Annotated in this window: 20 protein-coding genes and 1 tRNA gene; 12 read left to right on the plus strand and 9 right to left on the minus strand. The window is 64.4% G+C overall.

Translation table 11 applies throughout. The features are described from left to right. The first annotated feature begins 74 nt into the window (after positions 1-74). The 4 genes from AB0I57_RS11340 (at position 75) to AB0I57_RS11355 (ending at position 5,289) form a co-directional block, all read left to right on the plus strand. Complete coding sequence (locus tag AB0I57_RS11340; RefSeq protein ID WP_358334400.1) at positions 75-971, plus strand: LysR family transcriptional regulator; 897 nt, start codon at positions 75-77, stop codon at positions 969-971. Between the two features lie 161 nt (positions 972-1,132). Continuing rightward, the gene (locus tag AB0I57_RS11345) at positions 1,133-2,389 is read left to right on the plus strand and encodes a cation:proton antiporter (protein WP_358334403.1); all 1,257 of its coding nucleotides are present in this window, start codon (positions 1,133-1,135) and stop codon (positions 2,387-2,389) included. Then, entirely contained in the window at positions 2,386-3,942 is a 1,557-nt protein-coding gene (locus tag AB0I57_RS11350; RefSeq protein ID WP_358334406.1) for an MFS transporter, read from the plus strand. Before AB0I57_RS11345 ends, AB0I57_RS11350 begins: the two co-directional genes overlap by 4 nt. Positions 3,943-4,017: 75 nt before the next feature. Then, the gene (locus AB0I57_RS11355) at positions 4,018-5,289 is read left to right on the plus strand and encodes a serine hydrolase domain-containing protein (protein ID WP_358334409.1); all 1,272 of its coding nucleotides are present in this window, start codon (positions 4,018-4,020) and stop codon (positions 5,287-5,289) included. A gap of 46 nt (positions 5,290-5,335) precedes the next feature. Here the strand turns inward: AB0I57_RS11355 and AB0I57_RS11360 are convergent, their stop codons facing one another. The 4 genes from AB0I57_RS11360 to dcm all read right to left on the minus strand — a co-directional run bounded on the left by AB0I57_RS11360 (position 5,336) and on the right by dcm (position 8,025). Then, positions 5,336-5,992: a methyltransferase domain-containing protein gene (locus AB0I57_RS11360; RefSeq protein WP_358334412.1), complete on the minus strand. Its 657-nt coding sequence runs from the start codon at positions 5,990-5,992 to the stop codon at positions 5,336-5,338. A 63-nt stretch (positions 5,993-6,055) separates the two neighbouring features. Beyond that, positions 6,056-6,322, minus strand: coding sequence for a hypothetical protein (locus AB0I57_RS11365; protein ID WP_358334414.1), 267 nt, complete (start codon positions 6,320-6,322; stop codon positions 6,056-6,058). A gap of 111 nt (positions 6,323-6,433) precedes the next feature. Then, the gene (vsr, locus tag AB0I57_RS11370; protein ID WP_358334417.1) at positions 6,434-6,853 is read right to left on the minus strand and encodes a DNA mismatch endonuclease Vsr; all 420 of its coding nucleotides are present in this window, start codon (positions 6,851-6,853) and stop codon (positions 6,434-6,436) included. A 26-nt stretch (positions 6,854-6,879) separates the two neighbouring features. Continuing rightward, positions 6,880-8,025, minus strand: coding sequence for a DNA (cytosine-5-)-methyltransferase (gene dcm, locus AB0I57_RS11375; RefSeq protein ID WP_358334910.1), 1,146 nt, complete (start codon positions 8,023-8,025; stop codon positions 6,880-6,882). 256 nt (positions 8,026-8,281) lie between these two features. Between dcm and AB0I57_RS11380 the strand changes: the two genes are divergently transcribed. Further along, on the plus strand, positions 8,282-8,869 hold the full coding sequence (locus tag AB0I57_RS11380; protein WP_358334419.1) for a putative glycolipid-binding domain-containing protein: 588 nt from the start codon (positions 8,282-8,284) through the stop codon (positions 8,867-8,869). Positions 8,870-8,919: 50 nt separating this feature from the next. Here AB0I57_RS11380 and AB0I57_RS11385 read toward each other — a convergent pair whose 3' ends face one another. Beyond that, on the minus strand, positions 8,920-9,888 hold the full coding sequence (locus AB0I57_RS11385; protein WP_358334913.1) for a prephenate dehydrogenase: 969 nt from the start codon (positions 9,886-9,888) through the stop codon (positions 8,920-8,922). Positions 9,889-9,937: 49 nt separating this feature from the next. Here AB0I57_RS11385 and AB0I57_RS11390 point away from each other — a divergent pair, with 49 nt between their 5' ends. Beyond that, positions 9,938-10,477 (plus strand): tRNA adenosine deaminase-associated protein, encoded by a 540-nt coding sequence (locus tag AB0I57_RS11390; RefSeq protein WP_358334422.1) that lies wholly within the window; start codon positions 9,938-9,940, stop codon positions 10,475-10,477. A gap of 8 nt (positions 10,478-10,485) precedes the next feature. Beyond that, positions 10,486-10,944 carry a nucleoside deaminase gene (locus AB0I57_RS11395; RefSeq protein WP_358334425.1) on the plus strand — a complete coding sequence of 153 codons (459 nt, stop codon included), beginning with the start codon at positions 10,486-10,488 and terminating at the stop codon, positions 10,942-10,944. A gap of 91 nt (positions 10,945-11,035) precedes the next feature. Here the strand turns inward: AB0I57_RS11395 and AB0I57_RS11400 are convergent, their stop codons facing one another. Next, positions 11,036-11,548: a hypothetical protein gene (locus tag AB0I57_RS11400; RefSeq protein ID WP_358334428.1), complete on the minus strand. Its 513-nt coding sequence runs from the start codon at positions 11,546-11,548 to the stop codon at positions 11,036-11,038. A gap of 182 nt (positions 11,549-11,730) precedes the next feature. After that, positions 11,731-14,448, minus strand: a complete 2,718-nt coding sequence (locus AB0I57_RS11405) for an HAD-IC family P-type ATPase (RefSeq protein WP_358334430.1) — start codon at positions 14,446-14,448, stop codon at positions 11,731-11,733. A 357-nt stretch (positions 14,449-14,805) separates the two neighbouring features. On the opposite strand from AB0I57_RS11405, the gene AB0I57_RS11410 reads away from it, so the two are divergent. The 3 genes from AB0I57_RS11410 (at position 14,806) to AB0I57_RS11420 (ending at position 15,658) form a co-directional block, all read left to right on the plus strand. Then, positions 14,806-14,896 (plus strand) — tRNA-Ser (locus tag AB0I57_RS11410). A gap of 226 nt (positions 14,897-15,122) precedes the next feature. Then, the gene (locus tag AB0I57_RS11415; protein ID WP_358334432.1) at positions 15,123-15,356 is read left to right on the plus strand and encodes a hypothetical protein; all 234 of its coding nucleotides are present in this window, start codon (positions 15,123-15,125) and stop codon (positions 15,354-15,356) included. Between the two features lie 80 nt (positions 15,357-15,436). Continuing rightward, complete coding sequence (locus AB0I57_RS11420) at positions 15,437-15,658, plus strand: hypothetical protein (protein ID WP_358334435.1); 222 nt, start codon at positions 15,437-15,439, stop codon at positions 15,656-15,658. A gap of 82 nt (positions 15,659-15,740) precedes the next feature. On the opposite strand, the gene AB0I57_RS11425 is transcribed toward AB0I57_RS11420, so the two are convergent. Next, a complete protein-coding gene (locus tag AB0I57_RS11425) occupies positions 15,741-16,103 on the minus strand; it encodes a hypothetical protein (RefSeq protein WP_358334438.1) in 363 nt (120 codons plus the stop codon). 105 nt (positions 16,104-16,208) lie between these two features. On the opposite strand from AB0I57_RS11425, the gene AB0I57_RS11430 reads away from it, so the two are divergent. Continuing rightward, on the plus strand, positions 16,209-16,478 hold the full coding sequence (locus AB0I57_RS11430) for a hypothetical protein (RefSeq protein WP_358334440.1): 270 nt from the start codon (positions 16,209-16,211) through the stop codon (positions 16,476-16,478). Between the two features lie 25 nt (positions 16,479-16,503). Beyond that, positions 16,504-16,689, plus strand: coding sequence for a hypothetical protein (locus AB0I57_RS11435; RefSeq protein WP_358334443.1), 186 nt, complete (start codon positions 16,504-16,506; stop codon positions 16,687-16,689). Positions 16,690-16,903: 214 nt separating this feature from the next. Here the strand turns inward: AB0I57_RS11435 and AB0I57_RS11440 are convergent, their stop codons facing one another. Continuing rightward, positions 16,904-17,428, minus strand: a complete 525-nt coding sequence (locus AB0I57_RS11440) for a hypothetical protein (protein ID WP_358334445.1) — start codon at positions 17,426-17,428, stop codon at positions 16,904-16,906. Positions 17,429-17,687: the final 259 nt, after the last annotated feature.

Consider the following 17,687-nt stretch of genomic DNA (forward strand, 5'->3'; position numbering starts at 1 on the left):
TTCGAACTACAGATTCGCTCGAAGCAAACTAGAAGTCCAACAGATAATATTTCTGGAAACTAGAATCATCTGTTATGGAACTTCGCCAGCTCGAGTACTTTGTGGCGGTAGCTGAAGAGGCCAACTTCACCCGAGCCGCACAGCGTGTGCACATCAGCCAGTCGGGGATCAGCGCACAGATCCGCCAACTCGAGCACGACCTCGGTGCCACGCTCATCGACCGCTCGACCCGCACCGCAACCCTTACCCAGGAAGGCGAAGCGGTCCTCGAACACGCCAGGGCGACATTGGCGGCTGCGAGGGCGGTGCGGCAGGCAGTCGACGACGTCCGGGAGCTCGTTCGAGGTCGGCTGGTCGTCGGGATGGTCACCGCATGCACGGTGCGAGGGCTATTCGATGCTTTGTCCGAGTTCCACCTCGCCCATCCCGGTGTCGAAATAACGCTCGTCGAAGACAACTCGGAACGACTCGTCGAACAGGTTCGTGAGGGCAGCCTCGATCTTGCGCTCGTCGGGACGGCGACGGGGCCACCAGACGGTCTGACCTCAATGACGATCATCAGCGAGGGCATCGTCGGCGCGGTGCCGCCCGACCATCCACTCGCGGGTCGGACGAAGGTGACGCTGGCAGATATCGCGGACTATCCGATCGTGTCGATGCCGCGGGGGACGGGTGTCCGGACGGTGTTCGACCGGGCCTGCGGTGTCGCCGGAATCGTGCCGAACATCGCACTGCAGGCCAGCGCCCCAGCCGCGGTTGCCGATCTGGCGGCACGCGGGCTAGGGGTCGCGATTCTCAGTGAGTCGATGTTCAGCGACATCGAAGACCGCCTCAGCGTCCTCGCGATCGACGATGTCGGCATTCCCGCTGTACTCGGTCTTGTTTGGAAGAGGCCCGAGGGACCAGCGCTGCGCGAGCTTCTGCGGCACGGGCGCAAGGCATTCGGCAAACCCGCCGCGGCACCCGCATAGTCACACCACCGATGCGTCGCGCAACAGGTCTGGGCGCTCAGCCCGTTGCTGGTGGGTGATTCGGCGGAGCGTCGTTCATCCGTCACGGATGATGACCCCGGACCGCGTCTCTGTGAGGCTCGAGCCCAGTGCTCTTCCGGCCATTCGAGATGGGGTGACGCATGCCGTCGATTGGCGCCTCGCTTTTCTGGATCGTGGCGTCCGCTGTTGTCGCGCCCCTGCTTGCGGGCCTGTTTCCCCGCAAGTTGGTGCCCGAGGTCGTACTGCTGCTACTCGCCGGGATCATCATCGGTCCGCACGTCCTCGACATCGCCGTCGAAGGCAGCGAGATCGGGCTGCTGAGCGATCTCGGGCTGGGTTTGCTGTTCCTCCTGGCCGGATACGAGATCAATACGGCCGAGATCACCGGTCGCGGCGGACGGCGGGCGTTGGTGACCTGGCTGGCGTCGCTTGCTCTGGCGTTCGGATTGGTGTGGCTGCTGAGTCTTGCCGGCGTAACCAATGCAGGTACTGCGGTGGCCATAGCCCTGACCTCTACTGCGCTGGGCACGCTGCTGCCGATCCTCCGCGATGCAGGTGCACTCGATTCCAGGCTTGGCAAGACGGTCCTCAACCACGGTGCGTTCGGAGAGCTCGGTCCGGTCATCGCGATGGCAGTCCTGCTCGGCTCACGAGGTTCGCTGGCGTCGATTGCGGTGCTGGGGTTGTTCGTGGTCGCGGCGGTGCTGGTCGCATTCATTCCCGATCGTCTACGGCGGGAGGGGTCCCGAATCGCGGCAATAATCCGGGCTGGATCGGAGACGACGTCGCAGACCACGGTTCGGTTGACCGTGCTGCTCCTCGTCACACTCTCGGTGCTCGCAATGTGGTTCGGCCTCGACGCCATTCTCGGCGCCTTCGCTGCGGGTTTCATTCTGCGGCGGGCTACTGCCGGAGGCTACGAGGTGCTCGAAACCAAGATCGACGGTCTGGCCTTCGGATTCTTGATCCCAATCTTCTTCGTGACGTCGGGGATGGCCATCGACATCGAGGCCATTGCGTCGGAACCGGGTGTGCTGGTCGCATTCGTACTGCTGATCTTGGTAGTGCGTTCCGGTCCGGTCTATGTCTCGGGGCGATTCGATCGCGGACCAGGTGGCACCGACCCGCCCTTCACCGTTCGTGAACGCACCCAGTTGGCCCTGTATGCAGGAACGGGGTTGCCGCTGATAGTGGCCGTCACGGGGGTGGCGGTCGATTCGGGGACCATGACCACCGCGCACGCTTCCGCGCTCGTCGCTGCGGGCGCGATCACGGTTCTTCTCTTCCCGCTCGGAGCCTCGCTGATCGGTTCGCCGAGAGATCGACAGGCCGATCACGAACCCGACGCGGTCGACTCGCAAGCCGCCAACGACGAGAACCGAGGAGTTGACACGTGACCCGGGCCGAATCGACGCAGGTGCCGACCAGGGCGACGATGATCTTGGCGACGCTCATTCTCGTTGCGGCCGTTGCCAACCTGAACCTTGCGGTCGCGAACGTCGCGCTGCCCGACATCGGTCGAGCGTTCGACGCGAGCCAGACGCAGCTGAACCTCGTCGCGGTCGGATACTCTCTGGGGCTCGCGGCGTCGGTACTCTATTTCGGCGCACTGGGTGACCGCTACGGACGCAAACAGATGCTGGTGTTCGGCATGGCGCTGTCGCTGCCGGCGTCGGCGATCGCGGGGTTTGCCGGCACCGTCGAAATACTCTTCCTCGCTCGTGTGCTCGGTGGTGTCGCCGCAGGATTGGCGTTCCCCACGACGCTCGCGCTCATCACCGCGTTGTGGTCGGGCCCCCCCAGGACGAAAGCGATAGCCCTGTGGTCGGCGCTGGGCGGGGCGATCTCCGCGCTCGGGCCGATCATTTCGGGTGCGCTGCTCGAACGGTTCCCGTGGGGCTCGGTCTTCCTGGTGACACTTCCCCTGGCCGTCCTTGCGCTCGTATGTGCTCTCGTATGGGTTCCCGCGCACGTCAACGAGACGACAGATCCCGTCGACAATCTTGGCGGCATGATCTCGGTTGTCTTCATCGCCGCCCTCGTCCTGGCGATCAATTTCGCACCTGTAGACGGTGCGGGGGCCACCGCCATCGGGTTGGGTCTGATTGCCCTGGCTGCGGGTGCGGCATTCTTCCTGCAGCAACACCGCGCAGCGCACCCACTGTTCGACCTGCATGTCGCGTCCCGTCCGACGTTCTGGGTGGCCGCGGTCGCCGGGTTGGTCGTATTCGGCTCGCTCATGGGCGCCATGTTCATCGGGCAGCAGTTCCTCCAGAACGTTCTCGGCTACTCGACGCTCGCTGCCGGGTCTGCGATCATTCCGGCCGCCGTCGCGATGGTCTTCGTCGCGCCCCGGTCCGCGATACTCGTCGAATCGCACGGCTCCCGGTTCACACTGTTGCTCGGGTATCTGTTCGTAGTACTCGGGTTGTTGGTCGCATTGCTGTGGTGGAACGAGAATGCGAACTACCTCCAGGTCGCTACCGCCTACACGCTGGTCGGCATCGGAGTCGGCTTCGCGGGGACCCCGGCTTCGCGATCACTCACCGGTTCGGTGCCCGTGTCGCGGGTGGGCATGGCGTCCGGTACCTCCGACCTCCAACGCGACCTGGGCGGAGCGATCATGCAGTCGATTCTCGGTGCTGTGCTCACCGCAGGCTATGCCAAGTCGCTATCGGCAGCTATCGCCGCCTCACCGGAGGCAAGTCAGGTAACCCCGGAAACGCAAGCTGCGCTGACGAAGTCGTACTCGAGTGCCGTTGTGCTCGCGGAACGCTATCCGCAGTACGCCGACCAGATCATTTCTGCAGCGCGTACTGCTTTTCTCGCCGGTGACAACCGCGCATACCTTGCCGCGATCCTGGTGGTGTGTGCCGGAGCTGCGTTGGTGTTCTTCTGCTTCCCACACCGCGACGAGGAGAAGCGGATGTTGGCCGAATACGCAATGTGATGACGGCAACACCTTGTGGCGCGAGAAGTGCCGAAAGGCGGATTGGTCCAAACATCACGGAGTAACTTTTTCAAGATGACAGCTCATTCCGTGATCAAGACGAATCGACGACGAACTCTGGCCGCGGTCGCAACCGCGTTGCTGCTGGTTCTTGGGGCGGCGTGCTCGGGCGGCTCGTCTTCGACGGATGGCTCAGCAACCTCCACCGAGGCGCAATCGAGCCCTGGCGCCGGAACGCAGCTTGACTCCGCTATTGCCGACCGCATCGACGCGGCTATCGGGAACACGATGACGATGGCATCGATTCCCGGCGCGATCGTGGGCGTCTGGGGACCGGACGGCAACTACGTCAGGGCGTTGGGTGTAGCCGACAAGACGTTGGGGTCCCCCATGGAGACCGACTTCTACAGCAGAATAGGCAGTGTCACAAAAACATTCACCGTTACCGCTGTGTTGCAGCTAGTCGACGAAGGCCTCGTCGCCCTCGATGATCCGATCTCGATGTACGTCGAGGGTGTGCCATCGGGTGATGAGATCACCCTGCGTCAACTCGCGCGGATGCAAAGCGGGCTCGCTAACTACACGGCGAGCGAGGAGTTCCAACAGGCGCTGTTTGCCGATCCCGAAGCCAACTTCACTCCGCAACAACTCCTGGACTACGCCTTTGCCCGGCCCGCGACATTCCCGCCTGGACAGGGATTGGAGTATTCCAATACGAACACGATTCTTCTCGGACTTGTCGTCGAGAACGTCAGCGGAATGCCGTTGCCGGAGTATCTGAGTCAGAAGATCACCCAGCCGATGAACATGGAACACACGAGTCTGCCTGTCACCAATGCGTTTCCGGAACCACATCCGACTGGCTACACCCACCAGACCGCTGACGGTGAGGAAGCGGTATCTACGGACTGGAATCCGTCATGGGGAGGGGCGGCGGGAGCGATGATTTCGACCCTCGACGACCTTCGCGTTTGGACTCCTGCCCTGGCTACCGGAGCGTTGCTGCAGCCGGAGACTCAGGCGCAGCGGCTCGAGATGGTGACTGTGCAGGGTGTGCCGTCCGAGATCAGCTACGGGCTGGGGATCTTCGACGTCGGGGGCTGGCTCGGGCACAACGGCAGCATCCCCGGCTACCAGACCGTATCTGTGTATCTCCCGGAGAGGGAAACGACTCTCGTGATCATGATCAACAGCGACATCCCCTACGAGGGAAACGAGCCCAGCGCGATGCTCGCCCAGGCGATCACGGAGATCATCTCCCCGGAACACGTCTACCGACTCGGCTCCGACGTCGAGGAACCGGACCTGTCGATCTCGGAAACACCTGTACCAGTTCCCACCCGCTGACCGACCTGCTCGAGCCGGACAGTCGCGCGGCAGCAGGTTGGATATGTCAGCCCCGACGAACGCCGTAGAGCACGGAGTCACGGATGGTGACCGATTTCCCTTCGGGGTTGAGCGCCTCGCGCGTCGGTTCTGCGCACACGAGGATTTCCCAGTCGTCAGGATCCAGCGCGGCAGCAATCTGATCTGCCGTGAACAGCAGATCTGGGAAATCGAATCTGCCTACGGAGGTTTGCAAGTCGGACGGATGGTGACCCACGATGAGGAGTCGCCCGCCGGGCCGCACTGCCGCTGCCAAACGTCTGTGCAACGTTTGGCGGTCCGATGCGGGCACATGAATGAAGTGTGCAGACACGAAATCGAAGCGGTGGGAGGGGGATTCCCAGGTACGGAGGTCGGTCTGCTTCCACGACGTGCGGTCCGCGATCTCGGCGCCGGCCTCCGCGGCCCGCGCGGCTGCACGGGTCAATGCGACCGGCGACACGTCCAACCCGGTGACGTTCCACCCGCGGGAGGCTAGCCAGATGGCGTCGGCGCCCTCACCGCAGCCGACGTCGAGGGCGTTTCCGGGTGCGACGTCCACCAACCGTTCGACCAGGTGCGGATTGGGTTTCCCACTCCACACTGCTGGAGTCGAGTCGTATTTCGCATCCCAGAACTCCTGGCTGCAGAGAGTGGTCGCGTCCAGTGCATGGTCCTGTGTCATGGCACCACTGTGAGTGAGCAGACCCGTGATCCGAAAATTCTATTGCCGAAATGGCAAAGAAATTCAGCGGCTCTGGAACGTGAAGATGCGGCAGCCTTTCATGTTCGCCGCCGCTACAACCCCGTCGGCTCCCATTTGATCACCCCGGGCGGCAAGGTTGTTGGCCAGAGTGGCTTGGTCGTCGCAGAAGTCCTGATCGTCTGGGTCGAAAGGGGGGTTGCTGATGTATGTTTCGTCCTGCACTGCCACTGCGACCGGCGCGAGGCTGATGAGTGGAGCCACGACCGCTGCAATCGCAATCACGGCCGACGTCAGAGTGCGGCGAATCATCATCCTCCTTCGGCGTTCGCGAGGATTTGCCGTTAACACCATCCTGCACTGATTCGTAGCCGACCACCATACCCTGCAGGTGTAGGATGCGCGACAGCTCGTAGTGCGCGGTCACCGAACCTTCGGATCGGCTTCGTTCAAGACCTCTTGAACCCTGTTCGCGGCCGTGACCGGATTCTCGTGTTCCCAGATGCGTATCACGGTCCACCCGGCTTCTTCGAGTCGAGCGTCGGTGTCGCGGTCCCTTGTCACGTTACCGGCGAGCTTGTCGGCCCACCACTGTGCATTGTTCTTGGGGAAAGTAGCGTGCTGCGGGCAACTGTGCCAGAAGCACCCGTCCACGTATACAGCCACCATTCGGCGTGGAAATACCAGGTCGGCGCGCCGTCGGATGCCCTTCACCGGGGCTCGGTCCACGAAATAGCGGACACCTCGCCGGTGCAGTTCTCGCCGTAGCAAGAGCTCCGGTGCTGTGTCGCGTCGGCGCTGCGCCCGCATCCGGGCGCTGGTCGCGGGATCGGTGGCGGGCATCGCTGGGCGTGGGACCGTCTGTGGGTCTATGCCGCGGCCACGGGGAAGCCACCCATGCGGTCGAGGTGACTCTCGACATCGTCGATGAACCCGGGAACGAACCGTAGATTGCCCATCCGCGCACGCTTGAGGAAACCCGCGGTTGCCCGGGCGGACAGCAGCCGGGAGTACTCGAGGAAGCCGCTGAGGTCCTCGTACGGTTCTTGCACCGGCCACGTAGAGGTGTGGACACGAAAGGCCTGACCGTTCCTGCCCCATGCGGCGACGGGCCAGGCATCCCCGGGTGCGAGTGGCGTCTCGATGCCCTGCTCGTACGCGTCGGATTCGACTAGCCGTCGTCCGACCCACGAGGCCATCCGCACGCTCACGGCGTTGCCGACCAACTTCCACCGATGACTGTCGCGGAATCCGGGAACGAGCGCGGCAGGTGCGGACCAGTCCGGGTCGAAGCCCTGTAGACGCTCGGCATCCACGAGGCCGGGTGTCACGATCTCGCCCGATGGCAGTCTGACGGCAGGTGGGCTTGCGATGCCGACAGAGGAACCGCCTTTGAGTGTGGGTACCGCGTTGACTGCCCAGCCGAGACCTCGGGTGCCCTCGGTCCAGTAGAATCCGCACGGAAACTCTGCAGGATCATCGACGACTCGTTCTCCCGCATCCTCGCCGAACAGGACTGCGCGCGGGTCTTCGGTGCGCGAGGCGAGCATCAGGACCCGCTGGCGACGCTGGGGGAGGCCGAAAGAGCGCGCATCGACCACCCGGTATGCCCATGTGTAGCCGAGGTCCTCGAGGGCGTCGGTGATGTGCCGCATAGCCGCCCCTCTGCCCAACTGCAGCATGAACGGAACGTTCTCGATCAGCAGCCAGCGCGGCCCCTTCTTGCGTTTGACCAACCGGAATACTTCGTCCACCAGGCCTGAGCGTTGTCCGGTGATTCCAGCGGTCCGGCCTGCCTGGGAGAGGTCCTGGCACGGAAAACCGGCGGCCACCAGTTCGATGTCCTGCGGAAGGGAGCGCAGCTTGGTCACGTCGGAATGCACGGGAACGTCTGCGAATCGGGCTCGCAGAACCGCCTGGGCACCCGGGTCGATCTCGCACAGCATCTCGGTGTTCCAGCCGTACTCCTTCAGGCCTAACTCGAGCCCGCCGATACCGGCGAACAGGCCCACCATGCTCCCGGTTGACGTCACTGCACCCTTCCTTAACAAATAAGTCAACCAAGAACGTTACTCGAGATCTGTACCGGCTTTGACCAACGACCCGCGAGATCTTCTCGAAGCGCCGTGCTACGGAAGGGAGCGCTCACGGTGGTGAAGCGGGTGTGCGTGGGAAGCCAGGGCTCCTGCGCGCAAAGGCCCGTGGCTACAGTTCCGCAGGCAAAGCAGGCCCGCTGCCACTGCAAAAGCGTTCGTCGCTTACCGTAGACGCGTGAGCATCCAAGAGTCCGGTGCCGCGACGTGGCCCGCAATATTGACTTGGCAGGCAGATAACGCTCCGCGCATGGAATCCGTGCGCGTTCAGCTCAACGGCAATCGCATCAAAGCGGCCGGCCGAATCGTCGGGGGTGCCTGCGACGAGCATCCGGCATTCAGTGCGTCCTATGATCTCGTCACCGATGAAAGCGGAGTCACCCGCCGATTGTCGCTGCGAACGGCCGTCGCGTCGGGTGAAAAGCAGATGTCGATCAGCCGGGACAACGAGGGCACCTGGATGGTCGAGCACGGCGTCAACCATCTGCGATCCAGGTTCGACGGCGCCCTCGATGTCGACATGGTGCTCAGCCCGTTCTTCAACTCCCTCCCCATCCGGCGGTACGGACTGCATTTCCGGTCCGAGGACGTCGAGGTCCCGGTGGTGTACGTCAACTTGCTGGACCTGCGTGTGGAGGGCGCCATGCTCACCTACAGCAGCCGACCGGACAGCATTCACGTCCTGTCGCCGGTGGCGAGTTCGTCGGTGAGCATCGACCCCGACGGATTCATCATCAACTACCCCGGTTTGGCCGACCGGATCTAGTCGGCGATACCGCCTGCAAGTTGGCGTTGAGTCATCGGATTCGCACACCGTTAGAGGTGGTGGAGTCTTCCGCCTCGGCGACCCGCGTCGCGCATGTCGTCGATCCAGCCGTCTTGTCCGGGGGTGATCCCAGTGATCTCCCACGTCTCCTGGTTGTCGTACAGCGCGCGTGCCTGATGCCCGGCGTTGACAAGCGTTGCGGTCGACGACCGATCCGACAATTCGGTCCGCGCATCCTGAAGCATCTCCAGAGCCTCGTCGAGTGCTACCAGTAGAGCATCCCGGTTGCCCTCGCACATGGCCTGGACGAGGCTCGGTGCGCTGCCTGCCACCCGGGTGCCGTCGCGGAACGAGCCTGCGGCGAGCCCCAACGCCAGCGGTCCTCCGTTGGCCCCGGCAACCGCGAGAGTTTCGGCCAGCAGGTGTGGGAGGTGGGAGATGCGGGCGACGGCCCGGTCGTGTTCGGCGGACTCCGCGGGGACGACGACGGAACCGCAGTCGAACGCCAGTTGGGCGACCTGCCTCCAGATTCCGGGGTCGGCGGAATCGTCAGTGCCGACCACCCATGCCGCCCCCCGGAACAGGTCGGCACTGCCGACACCCCAGCCGGATGCTGACTTTCCCGCCATCGGGTGCCCGCCCACGTAGCGGTCGGCCAGTCCCTGGCGGGCCACCGCGGCGGCGATCTCCGCTTTGACGCTCACGACATCGGTGATCGAGCAATTCGGCGCGTGGAGGGCGATCGCGGTCAGAGTTGCGGTGACTGCCGGTGCGGGAACCGCGATCACGATCAGCGCCGACTCCGACGATGCGCGCTGCAGCACGGCAGCCAGGTCAGCGTCGGCGTCGAAACCATCGGCCCGGGCCGCGTCGACAGAAGCAGCGGATCGATCGTGGCCCCACGTGCGACGGCCCGCGCGATCTGCCGCACGCAGCACAGAACCACCGATCAATCCGAGGCCGACGACGCACACCGGAGGTGCGGAAGTGCTATTAGACACCCGATCAGGTTGGCACATTCGTGTGTGGACTTCATCTATCGTCACCAATCGGGCTACCGTTGCGCTCATGGGTGCACAGCGCGCGGAAAAAAACGGCGCCACGTCGGATCGGGCAGAGGACCTGACGGGCTTCGGTGTCGCGGTGGTATACGAGGATGGCCGGTGGAAGGTCAAGGCGCTCACTCCCGCAGCCCTGACCAGCCTCAGCGTTGCCGAGAAGGAGCTGAAGGCTCTCCGCAGTACGGGAGCCCTATTCGGCCTGCTGGACGTCGACGACGAGTTCTTCGTCGTGCTGCGGCCCGCACCGTCGGGGACACGGCTGCTGCTGTCCGACGCCACCGCGGCCCTCGACTACGACATCGCCGCCGATGTCCTCGAGGCGCTCAACATCGACGTCCCGGACATCGACCCGGACGACCTCGACGACATCGAACCGTGGGGTGAGGGTGACTTGTCGCTGCTCTCCGACCTCGGCGTGCCCGAACCGGTTCTCACCGTGATCACCTCCGAGACCGACCTCTACCCCGACGAGCAACTCGCGATGATCGCGCAGCGGCTCGGTTTCGACACGGAACTGTCGGGGGTCCTGGACAAACTTCCCCGGTAGTTCGCTTGATGACTCTCCAGGACGATGAGCGGATGATTCGTGCGGCGATCGAGGTGGCTCGTACCGCTCCCGAAATCGACGTTCCAGTGGGCGCTGTGGTCTTCGATGAGCACGGTGCAGCGGTGGCGCAGGGTGCGAATTCTCGGGAGGCGACGTCGGATCCGACGGCTCATGCCGAGATGATCGCCCTGCGGGCGGCGGCGAGGGTCTACGGCGACGGGTGGCGCCTTGAGGGGGCAACTCTGGCCGTGACGTTGGAGCCGTGCACGATGTGCGCCGGTGCGCTCGTCCTGGCACGGATCTCGCGTGTCGTGTTCGGCGCGTGGGAACCCAAGACCGGCGCGGTCGGCTCGTTGTGGGACGTGGTCCGGGACCGCCGCCTGACGCACCGCCCGCAGGTCCGAGGCGGGGTCCTCGAGGACGAATGTGCAGGCATTCTGGAGGATTTCTTCCAGAACCGGAGGTAATTCGGGTTCGGCCTGTTTGGGGCTGCGTAGAGATAGCACAGCCCCTCACCGGAAGTGGAGAAGCCGGAGAGGGGCTGAACGAGACGTTGGATCAGCTACCGAAGGCAGGGATCTCCGAGCTGCCGACACTGCCCAGATCCAGGTCCGATACGAGGAGGACCTGGGGCTCGTTGAGGGTCGGAGCGTCGCCGACGTTCCACACTGTCAGGCACGCACCGAGGACGCCGTAATACCCGGGCTCGAGGTCGGGCACCGTGTAGGACTCCGAATCTCCTGGGTAGACGCCGAAGAAGGTCTCCGGCTTCGCGAGAGTCGGGTAGACGAGAACACCCTCGTCGAAGATCGTCCACGGGTCCTCGACGATGGCGGGAACGCTCGAGGCGTCGACGACCGCAGCATTGCAGTAGACGGCGCTGCCGAAGTTGTTCGGGTTGCTGATCGAGATGTTGAGGGTTGTGCCAGTCGACGACGCGGTCACCTCCGCCGGCTTCACGTCGACGGGTCCAGCCGAGGCGGTGGTCGGTGCAGCGAGCGCCACGGTGGCGGTAGCGGCCACGGTGGTCACGGCAGCGGATGCGAACTTCTTCATACGAGCAGCAGGCATGGATTCTCCTGTGAGTCTTGCGCTGTTCCTGTATCTGATCTTCTGCTATCGCCTTATTCGCCCGTTTCGTTAGGGCTGTACACCAGTGGTGTCGGTGAGGCAATCGTCACGCAAGGTAGCAGATCGATCGATGCGAGGGGCGTGTCGGCAATCCGCGCGCCTGTACAGGCGGCGAGTCGCGGTCATACCGCCGAGCGGCCCCGCAGGCGCTTGTCGACGGCCACAATGGCCGTGGCTACAACGGCGATTGCCGCCACTCGAATCCACGTGTCCCACCCGACCGGCGCCGTGTCGAATATGACGTTGGCGCTGGGCAGATAGGTGATCGCCGCCTGCGCGATCACCTGGACGGTGACCCCGATCAATACCCATCGGTTTGTGAAGAATCCCAGCCGCCACGGCGACTGCGTCAACGACCGGCAGCTGAACAGGTACAGGATCTCGACCGCCACGACGAGGTTGACGGCCGCGGTTCGTGCCTCCGCGAGTTCGGCCCCGGTCGACAGCTCCCACTGGAACAGCCACCAGGTCCCCACCACCAGCACCGTCGAAACCAGCAGGATCCGCAGTGTCAACGCCGAGGTCAGCAGGGGACGGTCCGGATCACGTGGGGGTCGGTGCATGATGTCGCGTTCCTTCGGCTCGAACGCCAGCATGAGGCCCAGCACGAGTGCGGTCGTCATGTTGATCCACAGGATCTGCACCGGCAGGATCGGCAACGTCAGCCCGCCGAGAATTGCGACCAGGATCACCGCACCCTGACCGACGTTCGTCGGAAGGGTCCACGCGATGAACTTCGTGAGGTTGTCGAAAACCCCGCGCCCCTCCTCTACGGCCGCCTCGATCGTGGCGAAGTCGTCGTCGGTGAGGACCATGTCGGCGGAGTCCTTGGCTACCTCGGTTCCGCTGCGCCCCATCGCTATGCCGATGTCGGCGCGCCGCAACGCCGGCGCGTCGTTGACCCCGTCGCCGGTCATCGCGGCTACGTGCCCCCGGCGCTGCAGCGCCTCCACCAGCCTCAGCTTCTGCTGCGGCGACACTCGCGCGAACACGGATGCCCGGTGGGCGGCCTCGGTCAACTCCTCGTCCGTCATGCCCGTCAGGTCGCGGCCCGTCAGTGTCGCGTCGTCTTCCGTGGACTCAGGGGCCAGACCGATGCGCGTGGCAATCGCGGTGGCGGTGGCGGCATGGTCGCCGGTGATCATCTTCACCGCGATGCCGGCGCGCCGGCACGCGCGCACCGAGTCGGCGGCCGAGGCTCGGGGTGGATCGACCATCGCCTGCAAACCGGTGAACGCCAAGGTTCCGGGCAGCAGGTCGGGGTCCGGGTCTACGGGATCGGTTGGGTCGTCGTCGCGGACTGCGGTCGCGAGCACACGCAGCCCCCGGTCCGCGAGCTCCGAGGTGGCCTGCAGGATCTCTTCCGTCGCGAGTGGGTCCACTTCGCCGGCCCCCGACATTTGGCCGCTGCACAGGGCGAGGACCTGCTCGACCGCGCCCTTGACGACGACGACGGGTGGGCCGTCCGGACGGGTGTGCCGCGTTGCCATGTAGCAGCGGTCCGAGCTGAACGGAATCGACCCCGTACGCGGCATGTCCGAGAGGGTCCGGTCCTGGTCGTAGCCCGCCTTCGCGGCGACGGCGACCATCGCCCCCTCCGTGGGGTCCCCGACCACCGACCATTGCCCGTCCTGTGTGCACCGTAGTGAGGCGTCATTGCACAGCAATCCGGCCAGCAATGTCCACCGCAGGGCCGCATGCAGATCCGGATCCACGGGGGCTCCGGATTGGTCGACGATGTCGCCTACGGGAGCGAACCCGGAGCCGCGCACGTCGACGACGAGTTCCGGTGTCCACACCGTTTGCACGGTCATCTGGTTCTCGGTGAGCGTGCCGGTCTTGTCCGAACAGACCACCGTCGTGCTACCGAGTGTCTCCACCGCAGGCAGGCGCCGGACCACAGCGCGCCGCCGCGCCATCCGCCCGACACCGATCGCGAGGGTAACGGTGACAGCTGCCGGCAGTCCCTCGGGAATGGCACTCACCGCCAATGCGACTGCGGCCGTGAATGTGTTGGTTCCCTCGGTGGCGCGCAGCAACCCGGCCGCGAAGGTGACCGCGGCGAGGGCGACGATGACGACGGTGAGAACTCGGCTGAACCACGCCAACTTTCGAGTCAGTGGGGTGGCAAGGGTGTCCGCTGCACCGACCAGTCGGTGGATCTCGCCGAGCTCGGTGTTCGCACCCGTCGCGACTGCGATGCCGGAACCTGTCCCCGAGGTGACCAGGGTGCCCGAGTAGAGCATGTTGCGTCGGTCGGCGACGGCCGTGTCCGGCGGAAGGGCCACTTCGTTCTTGAGAACCGGTGCCGATTCGCCAGTCAACGACGACTCGTCGGCACTGAGTTCGGTCAGAGTGACCATCCGCATGTCAGCGGGGACCCTGTCGCCGGCTTCGACGACAACCAGGTCGCCGGGCACCACCCGTTCCGAGGGCACGGACCGCACTTCGCCGCCACGGACCACCCGGGCTTCCGTGCGGATGAGGGCGCGCAGTCCCTCGAGTGCCGCCTCGGCCCTCGACTCCTGAACGAAGCCGACTATCGCATTGACGATTACGACGGCGAAGATGACGCTCGAGTCCACGACTTCTCCGAGCGCCATGGTCACGACCCCGCACACCAACAGCACGTAGATCAGCGGGTTGTGGAACTGTCTCAGCCACCGCAGCAGCAGTCCTGCCCGAGCAGGTCTCGGCAAGGTGTTCGGGCCGAAGTGGGCGAATCGTTCGTGGGCCGTCTCATGGCCGAGCCCCTGTTGGGCGTCGGTCGACAGGAGCTCGACGACCTCGTGGGGCGTCAGCTCATGGTGAGTGGTCGGGGGAGTGAGTGCACCGTACATGTCCTGATCGCACCTGTCGGTATCGCTGCGTGGCCGCAGCTCCCTCCCGCCATCGAGGCGATGGCTAGGCAGAACCCCCATGCCCACCTCGGGAGCCAGTCGGCGGAGGTGTGCGGCCAGCAAGGTTTATTACTACTTCTTGTAGTAGATTGCCGCCACAACTGCGAATTGTCGAGAGCGCCCGCGGGTTTTGCCACAAAGAAGCCGTGCGATAGTGCGCGGCAGGGTTCTCGAGGGCGAGGACGCGGGGCTCGTAGTGAGCTTCTTTCACGATCCGCGCTGACCCTTCCTTGCCGGCGAAATATTCGCTCAGCTGGCGATTTCAGTCTCGGTGGCGAGTCCGGTAAAGTCACCGGCGGTGGCGTGTCCGAGCGGCCTAAGGAGCACGCCTCGAAAGCGTGTGACGGGTAACCCCCGTCCGAGGGTTCAAATCCCTCCGCCACCGCCAAAGCCTCCCATCTGCCAGCGCAGGTGGGAGGCCTTTTTACCGGACGAAGTCGGTTCGCGGGTACCGCCGCGCTGCCGAGGTCAAGTCGGCTCAAATCATCATCGACGGAGCGAAGGCCGCTCGCCGTGACCTGACCACCGAGGAAGCGACGAAGGTCGACGAACACATCGCCGAGATCAAGAAGCTCGACGCACACCTCGCCGAGGCGGCCAAGTCCGCCGAGCTGATGGCAAACCTCGACGCCGTGGTCCCCCAGGACGGCGCACCGGGTATCGACAGCAACCGGCGTCTCGGGCTGTACGGCCAGAAGGCCGGCGGATTCGCGTCGACGATTGCAACCAAGATGGCGGCCGAGAACCCGCTCGGACTGAAAGGTATTGCGGCAAACGGGCAGGTCGTTGTCGGCCAGGAGTTCAACGGCGATCCCGTCGCGCTCGGCAAGCCCGCCCAGGGCGGGTGAGGGGTGCTGTACGACTGCGAACAGGTCGAGCAGTCGAACTCGGTGGCCCTGTCGACCGTGCCGCCCGCAAGCTCTGGAGCATGCCCGTTGCCGTCGCCAACACCGTTCCCGAGGGCAGGGCGTACGCATTCGCGGCCGACTCCGTGCTCGCTGACACCGACGCCAGCGGGGTGCAGATGCAACGGTCCGAGAACGTCTCGGACGACTTCACGAAGAACCTGGTTCGTGGGCAAGTCGAGGGACGCTACAACTTCAGCGTGACCCGTCCACTCGGAGTCGTGCAGATCGCCACAACGGCGTAGCCAGCACTAGTCACAGCGCCCCGGTCACCACGGCCGGGGCGCTGTGCTGTGCAGGGGCAGGGGGGTCGCGACCCCGGCACTGTTACGCGGCACCGATGGCGGGACGTTCACGGATGATGGTGTCATCCTGCGCGTACAACACGATCCGGTCGGGGATGACCTTCTCCAACGCATGGAACAGTCGTTGCGCGAACCCCCGTTGCCGCACATCTTCGATATCCCTATCAAAGGGGTCGCGGTAGTTGAGCACGATGCAAACCTCCGGCTCGCCGGGTTCCCAATCACGCCTGCTACGTATCGATGCCGAGCAACGCGGGTAACCGAAGTGCAGGAATAACTGCCCGCCGATTCCCTCCACGATTTTGCCGTTCAGTTCGTCGTGCAGGGCCTCCCGGATCGCATCGGGTGACGATTCGGTGTAGACGTGAACAAGGTCGTGCTTCACTCATGCCCCCACTGTCCGAACGACTTGTCGAATCCATCTCCGTGGCTCGAGCGTAGTCGAGCACAGGCTCGAGTAGGACGACACGAAGAAGGTAGGGTCCGCGCCATGAGGTGGGATGAACTACTGGATCGGTTGTTTGACCGATACACAGATGATCTGGACGAGGACGCCCTTCGGAGACTCGAGAGAAACGTCGCAGAAGATGCCCTCCCCGAGTTGATCGCATTCATAGAAACGGGCATGGATCGAGGCGACCTTCGTGACGACGAGATAGATACCGCGCTGGACCTGGCTCGAAGGAATCGCCTCTTGAAGTCGAGCCAGGCCCTAGCGAAAGAACTGGAGAAGCTGAAAGCAAGCCGATCGAGCAAATAATCCGTACTCGCCCGCGTCGTCCAGGGTGCCGAGCTTCCTTCCGGCCGGCCACCCCGACTGCTTCGAACTCGACCACTTCTACCCGGTATCCACACACCCGCACCTGATCGACGACGAGGCAGGCTTTCGTCCATCCCACAAGGCATGTAATGCGGCTACAGGGAACGCCGCAGTGAGCCCGATGCTCGGGTCACTGAGCGAACAGTGGTGAACTGCCAAGGGGTGGTGCAACTTCAGCGCGATCTGCCCCGCTCGGAGTAGTGCAGATCGCCAAAACGGCGTAGCCAGCACTAGTCATAGCGCCCCGGTCACGAGCAGGCCGGGGCGCCGTGTGCTGTACCCAGGGCTAACCCTTGCCGTCACTAGCGGCGCCTGAACATGCTTGTGGTCCGACACCGTGATGGTGCCGGGCCAGGAAGGGGCGGTTATGAACTGCCGAGTGCGGCGCTGCCTGTGGTGAGGGCTTCGAGGATGCCTACGAGGATGCCGGGGTCGAGGTCCCCGAGGCTGCCGTCATCGGCGTTGTCGCCGTCGTCGGTGCCGCCGTCGTCAGGGACAACCGGGGCGGTGAACGGGATCGGCTCGGCTGTCTTGACGTCGAAGCCGAAATCCCCCGTCCCCCAGAACTCGGAAGCGTCCACGGTCCTGCACCACCAGCTGACGGTGTAGCTGCCATCGGGGACGGTCCACCCGGTGTAAGAACGCACCTCGCCGGGGTAGATGCGACCACCAGGGGATGTGACGATCGGGCCTTCGTCGGGACGGGTGGCCCACTCGCACAGGATCTCCACCGGGCTGTTGTTGGTGATAGCGGCTTTAACGTAGTTACCCTCGATCTCGGCAGTGAGGGTGACGTCTTCGGGTGCGGCGTTGGCCGGCGCGGCGAACGCAAGGGCCAGAAGCGGAGCGGCCAAGGCTGCGGTGGCAGCGGCACGTACTGACTTGATCACAGACTTCCCTTTCGCTTGTTCCCGTGTGTTGTGGTGCACCGGTGGCATCTCGAGAAAATATGAGTATGCCCCCCCGGGGTATGTGGGAGGTTATCACCGAAGACGACCATCCCGAGGGAAGCCACGCCATGTCCGTGGAGCCGAGCCCACGACGCCCTCACCGACCCAGCGGGACTGGTGAAGGTCAAGGTGGGGTGAGGGTTTAGGTGAGGGCGGGGCGTTCACGGATGAGGGAGCCATCCGCCGCGTGCAACTTGGG

This window comes from Rhodococcus sp. NPDC049939 (assembly GCF_040656415.1).
Taxonomy (GTDB): Bacteria; Actinomycetota; Actinomycetes; order Mycobacteriales; family Mycobacteriaceae; genus Rhodococcus_F.

Coding starts and splice junctions, on each gene's coding strand:
- AB0I57_RS11340 (WP_358334400.1), top strand. CDS start 75: ATGGAACTTCGCCAGCTCGAGTACTTTGTGGCGGTAGCTGAAGAGGCC.
- AB0I57_RS11345 (WP_358334403.1), top strand. CDS start 1,133: ATGCCGTCGATTGGCGCCTCGCTTTTCTGGATCGTGGCGTCCGCTGTT.
- AB0I57_RS11355 (WP_358334409.1), top strand. CDS start 4,018: ATGACAGCTCATTCCGTGATCAAGACGAATCGACGACGAACTCTGGCC.
- AB0I57_RS11360 (WP_358334412.1), bottom strand. CDS start 5,992: ATGACACAGGACCATGCACTGGACGCGACCACTCTCTGCAGCCAGGAG.
- AB0I57_RS11365 (WP_358334414.1), bottom strand. CDS start 6,322: ATGATTCGCCGCACTCTGACGTCGGCCGTGATTGCGATTGCAGCGGTC.
- vsr (WP_358334417.1), bottom strand. CDS start 6,853: ATGCCCGCCACCGATCCCGCGACCAGCGCCCGGATGCGGGCGCAGCGC.
- dcm (WP_358334910.1), bottom strand. CDS start 8,025: ATGGTGGGCCTGTTCGCCGGTATCGGCGGGCTCGAGTTAGGCCTGAAG.
- AB0I57_RS11385 (WP_358334913.1), bottom strand. CDS start 9,888: ATGTGCCAACCTGATCGGGTGTCTAATAGCACTTCCGCACCTCCGGTG.
- AB0I57_RS11390 (WP_358334422.1), top strand. CDS start 9,938: ATGGGTGCACAGCGCGCGGAAAAAAACGGCGCCACGTCGGATCGGGCA.
- AB0I57_RS11395 (WP_358334425.1), top strand. CDS start 10,486: ATGACTCTCCAGGACGATGAGCGGATGATTCGTGCGGCGATCGAGGTG.
- AB0I57_RS11400 (WP_358334428.1), bottom strand. CDS start 11,548: ATGCCTGCTGCTCGTATGAAGAAGTTCGCATCCGCTGCCGTGACCACC.
- AB0I57_RS11405 (WP_358334430.1), bottom strand. CDS start 14,448: ATGTACGGTGCACTCACTCCCCCGACCACTCACCATGAGCTGACGCCC.
- AB0I57_RS11415 (WP_358334432.1), top strand. CDS start 15,123: ATGGCAAACCTCGACGCCGTGGTCCCCCAGGACGGCGCACCGGGTATC.
- AB0I57_RS11420 (WP_358334435.1), top strand. CDS start 15,437: ATGCCCGTTGCCGTCGCCAACACCGTTCCCGAGGGCAGGGCGTACGCA.
- AB0I57_RS11430 (WP_358334440.1), top strand. CDS start 16,209: ATGAGGTGGGATGAACTACTGGATCGGTTGTTTGACCGATACACAGAT.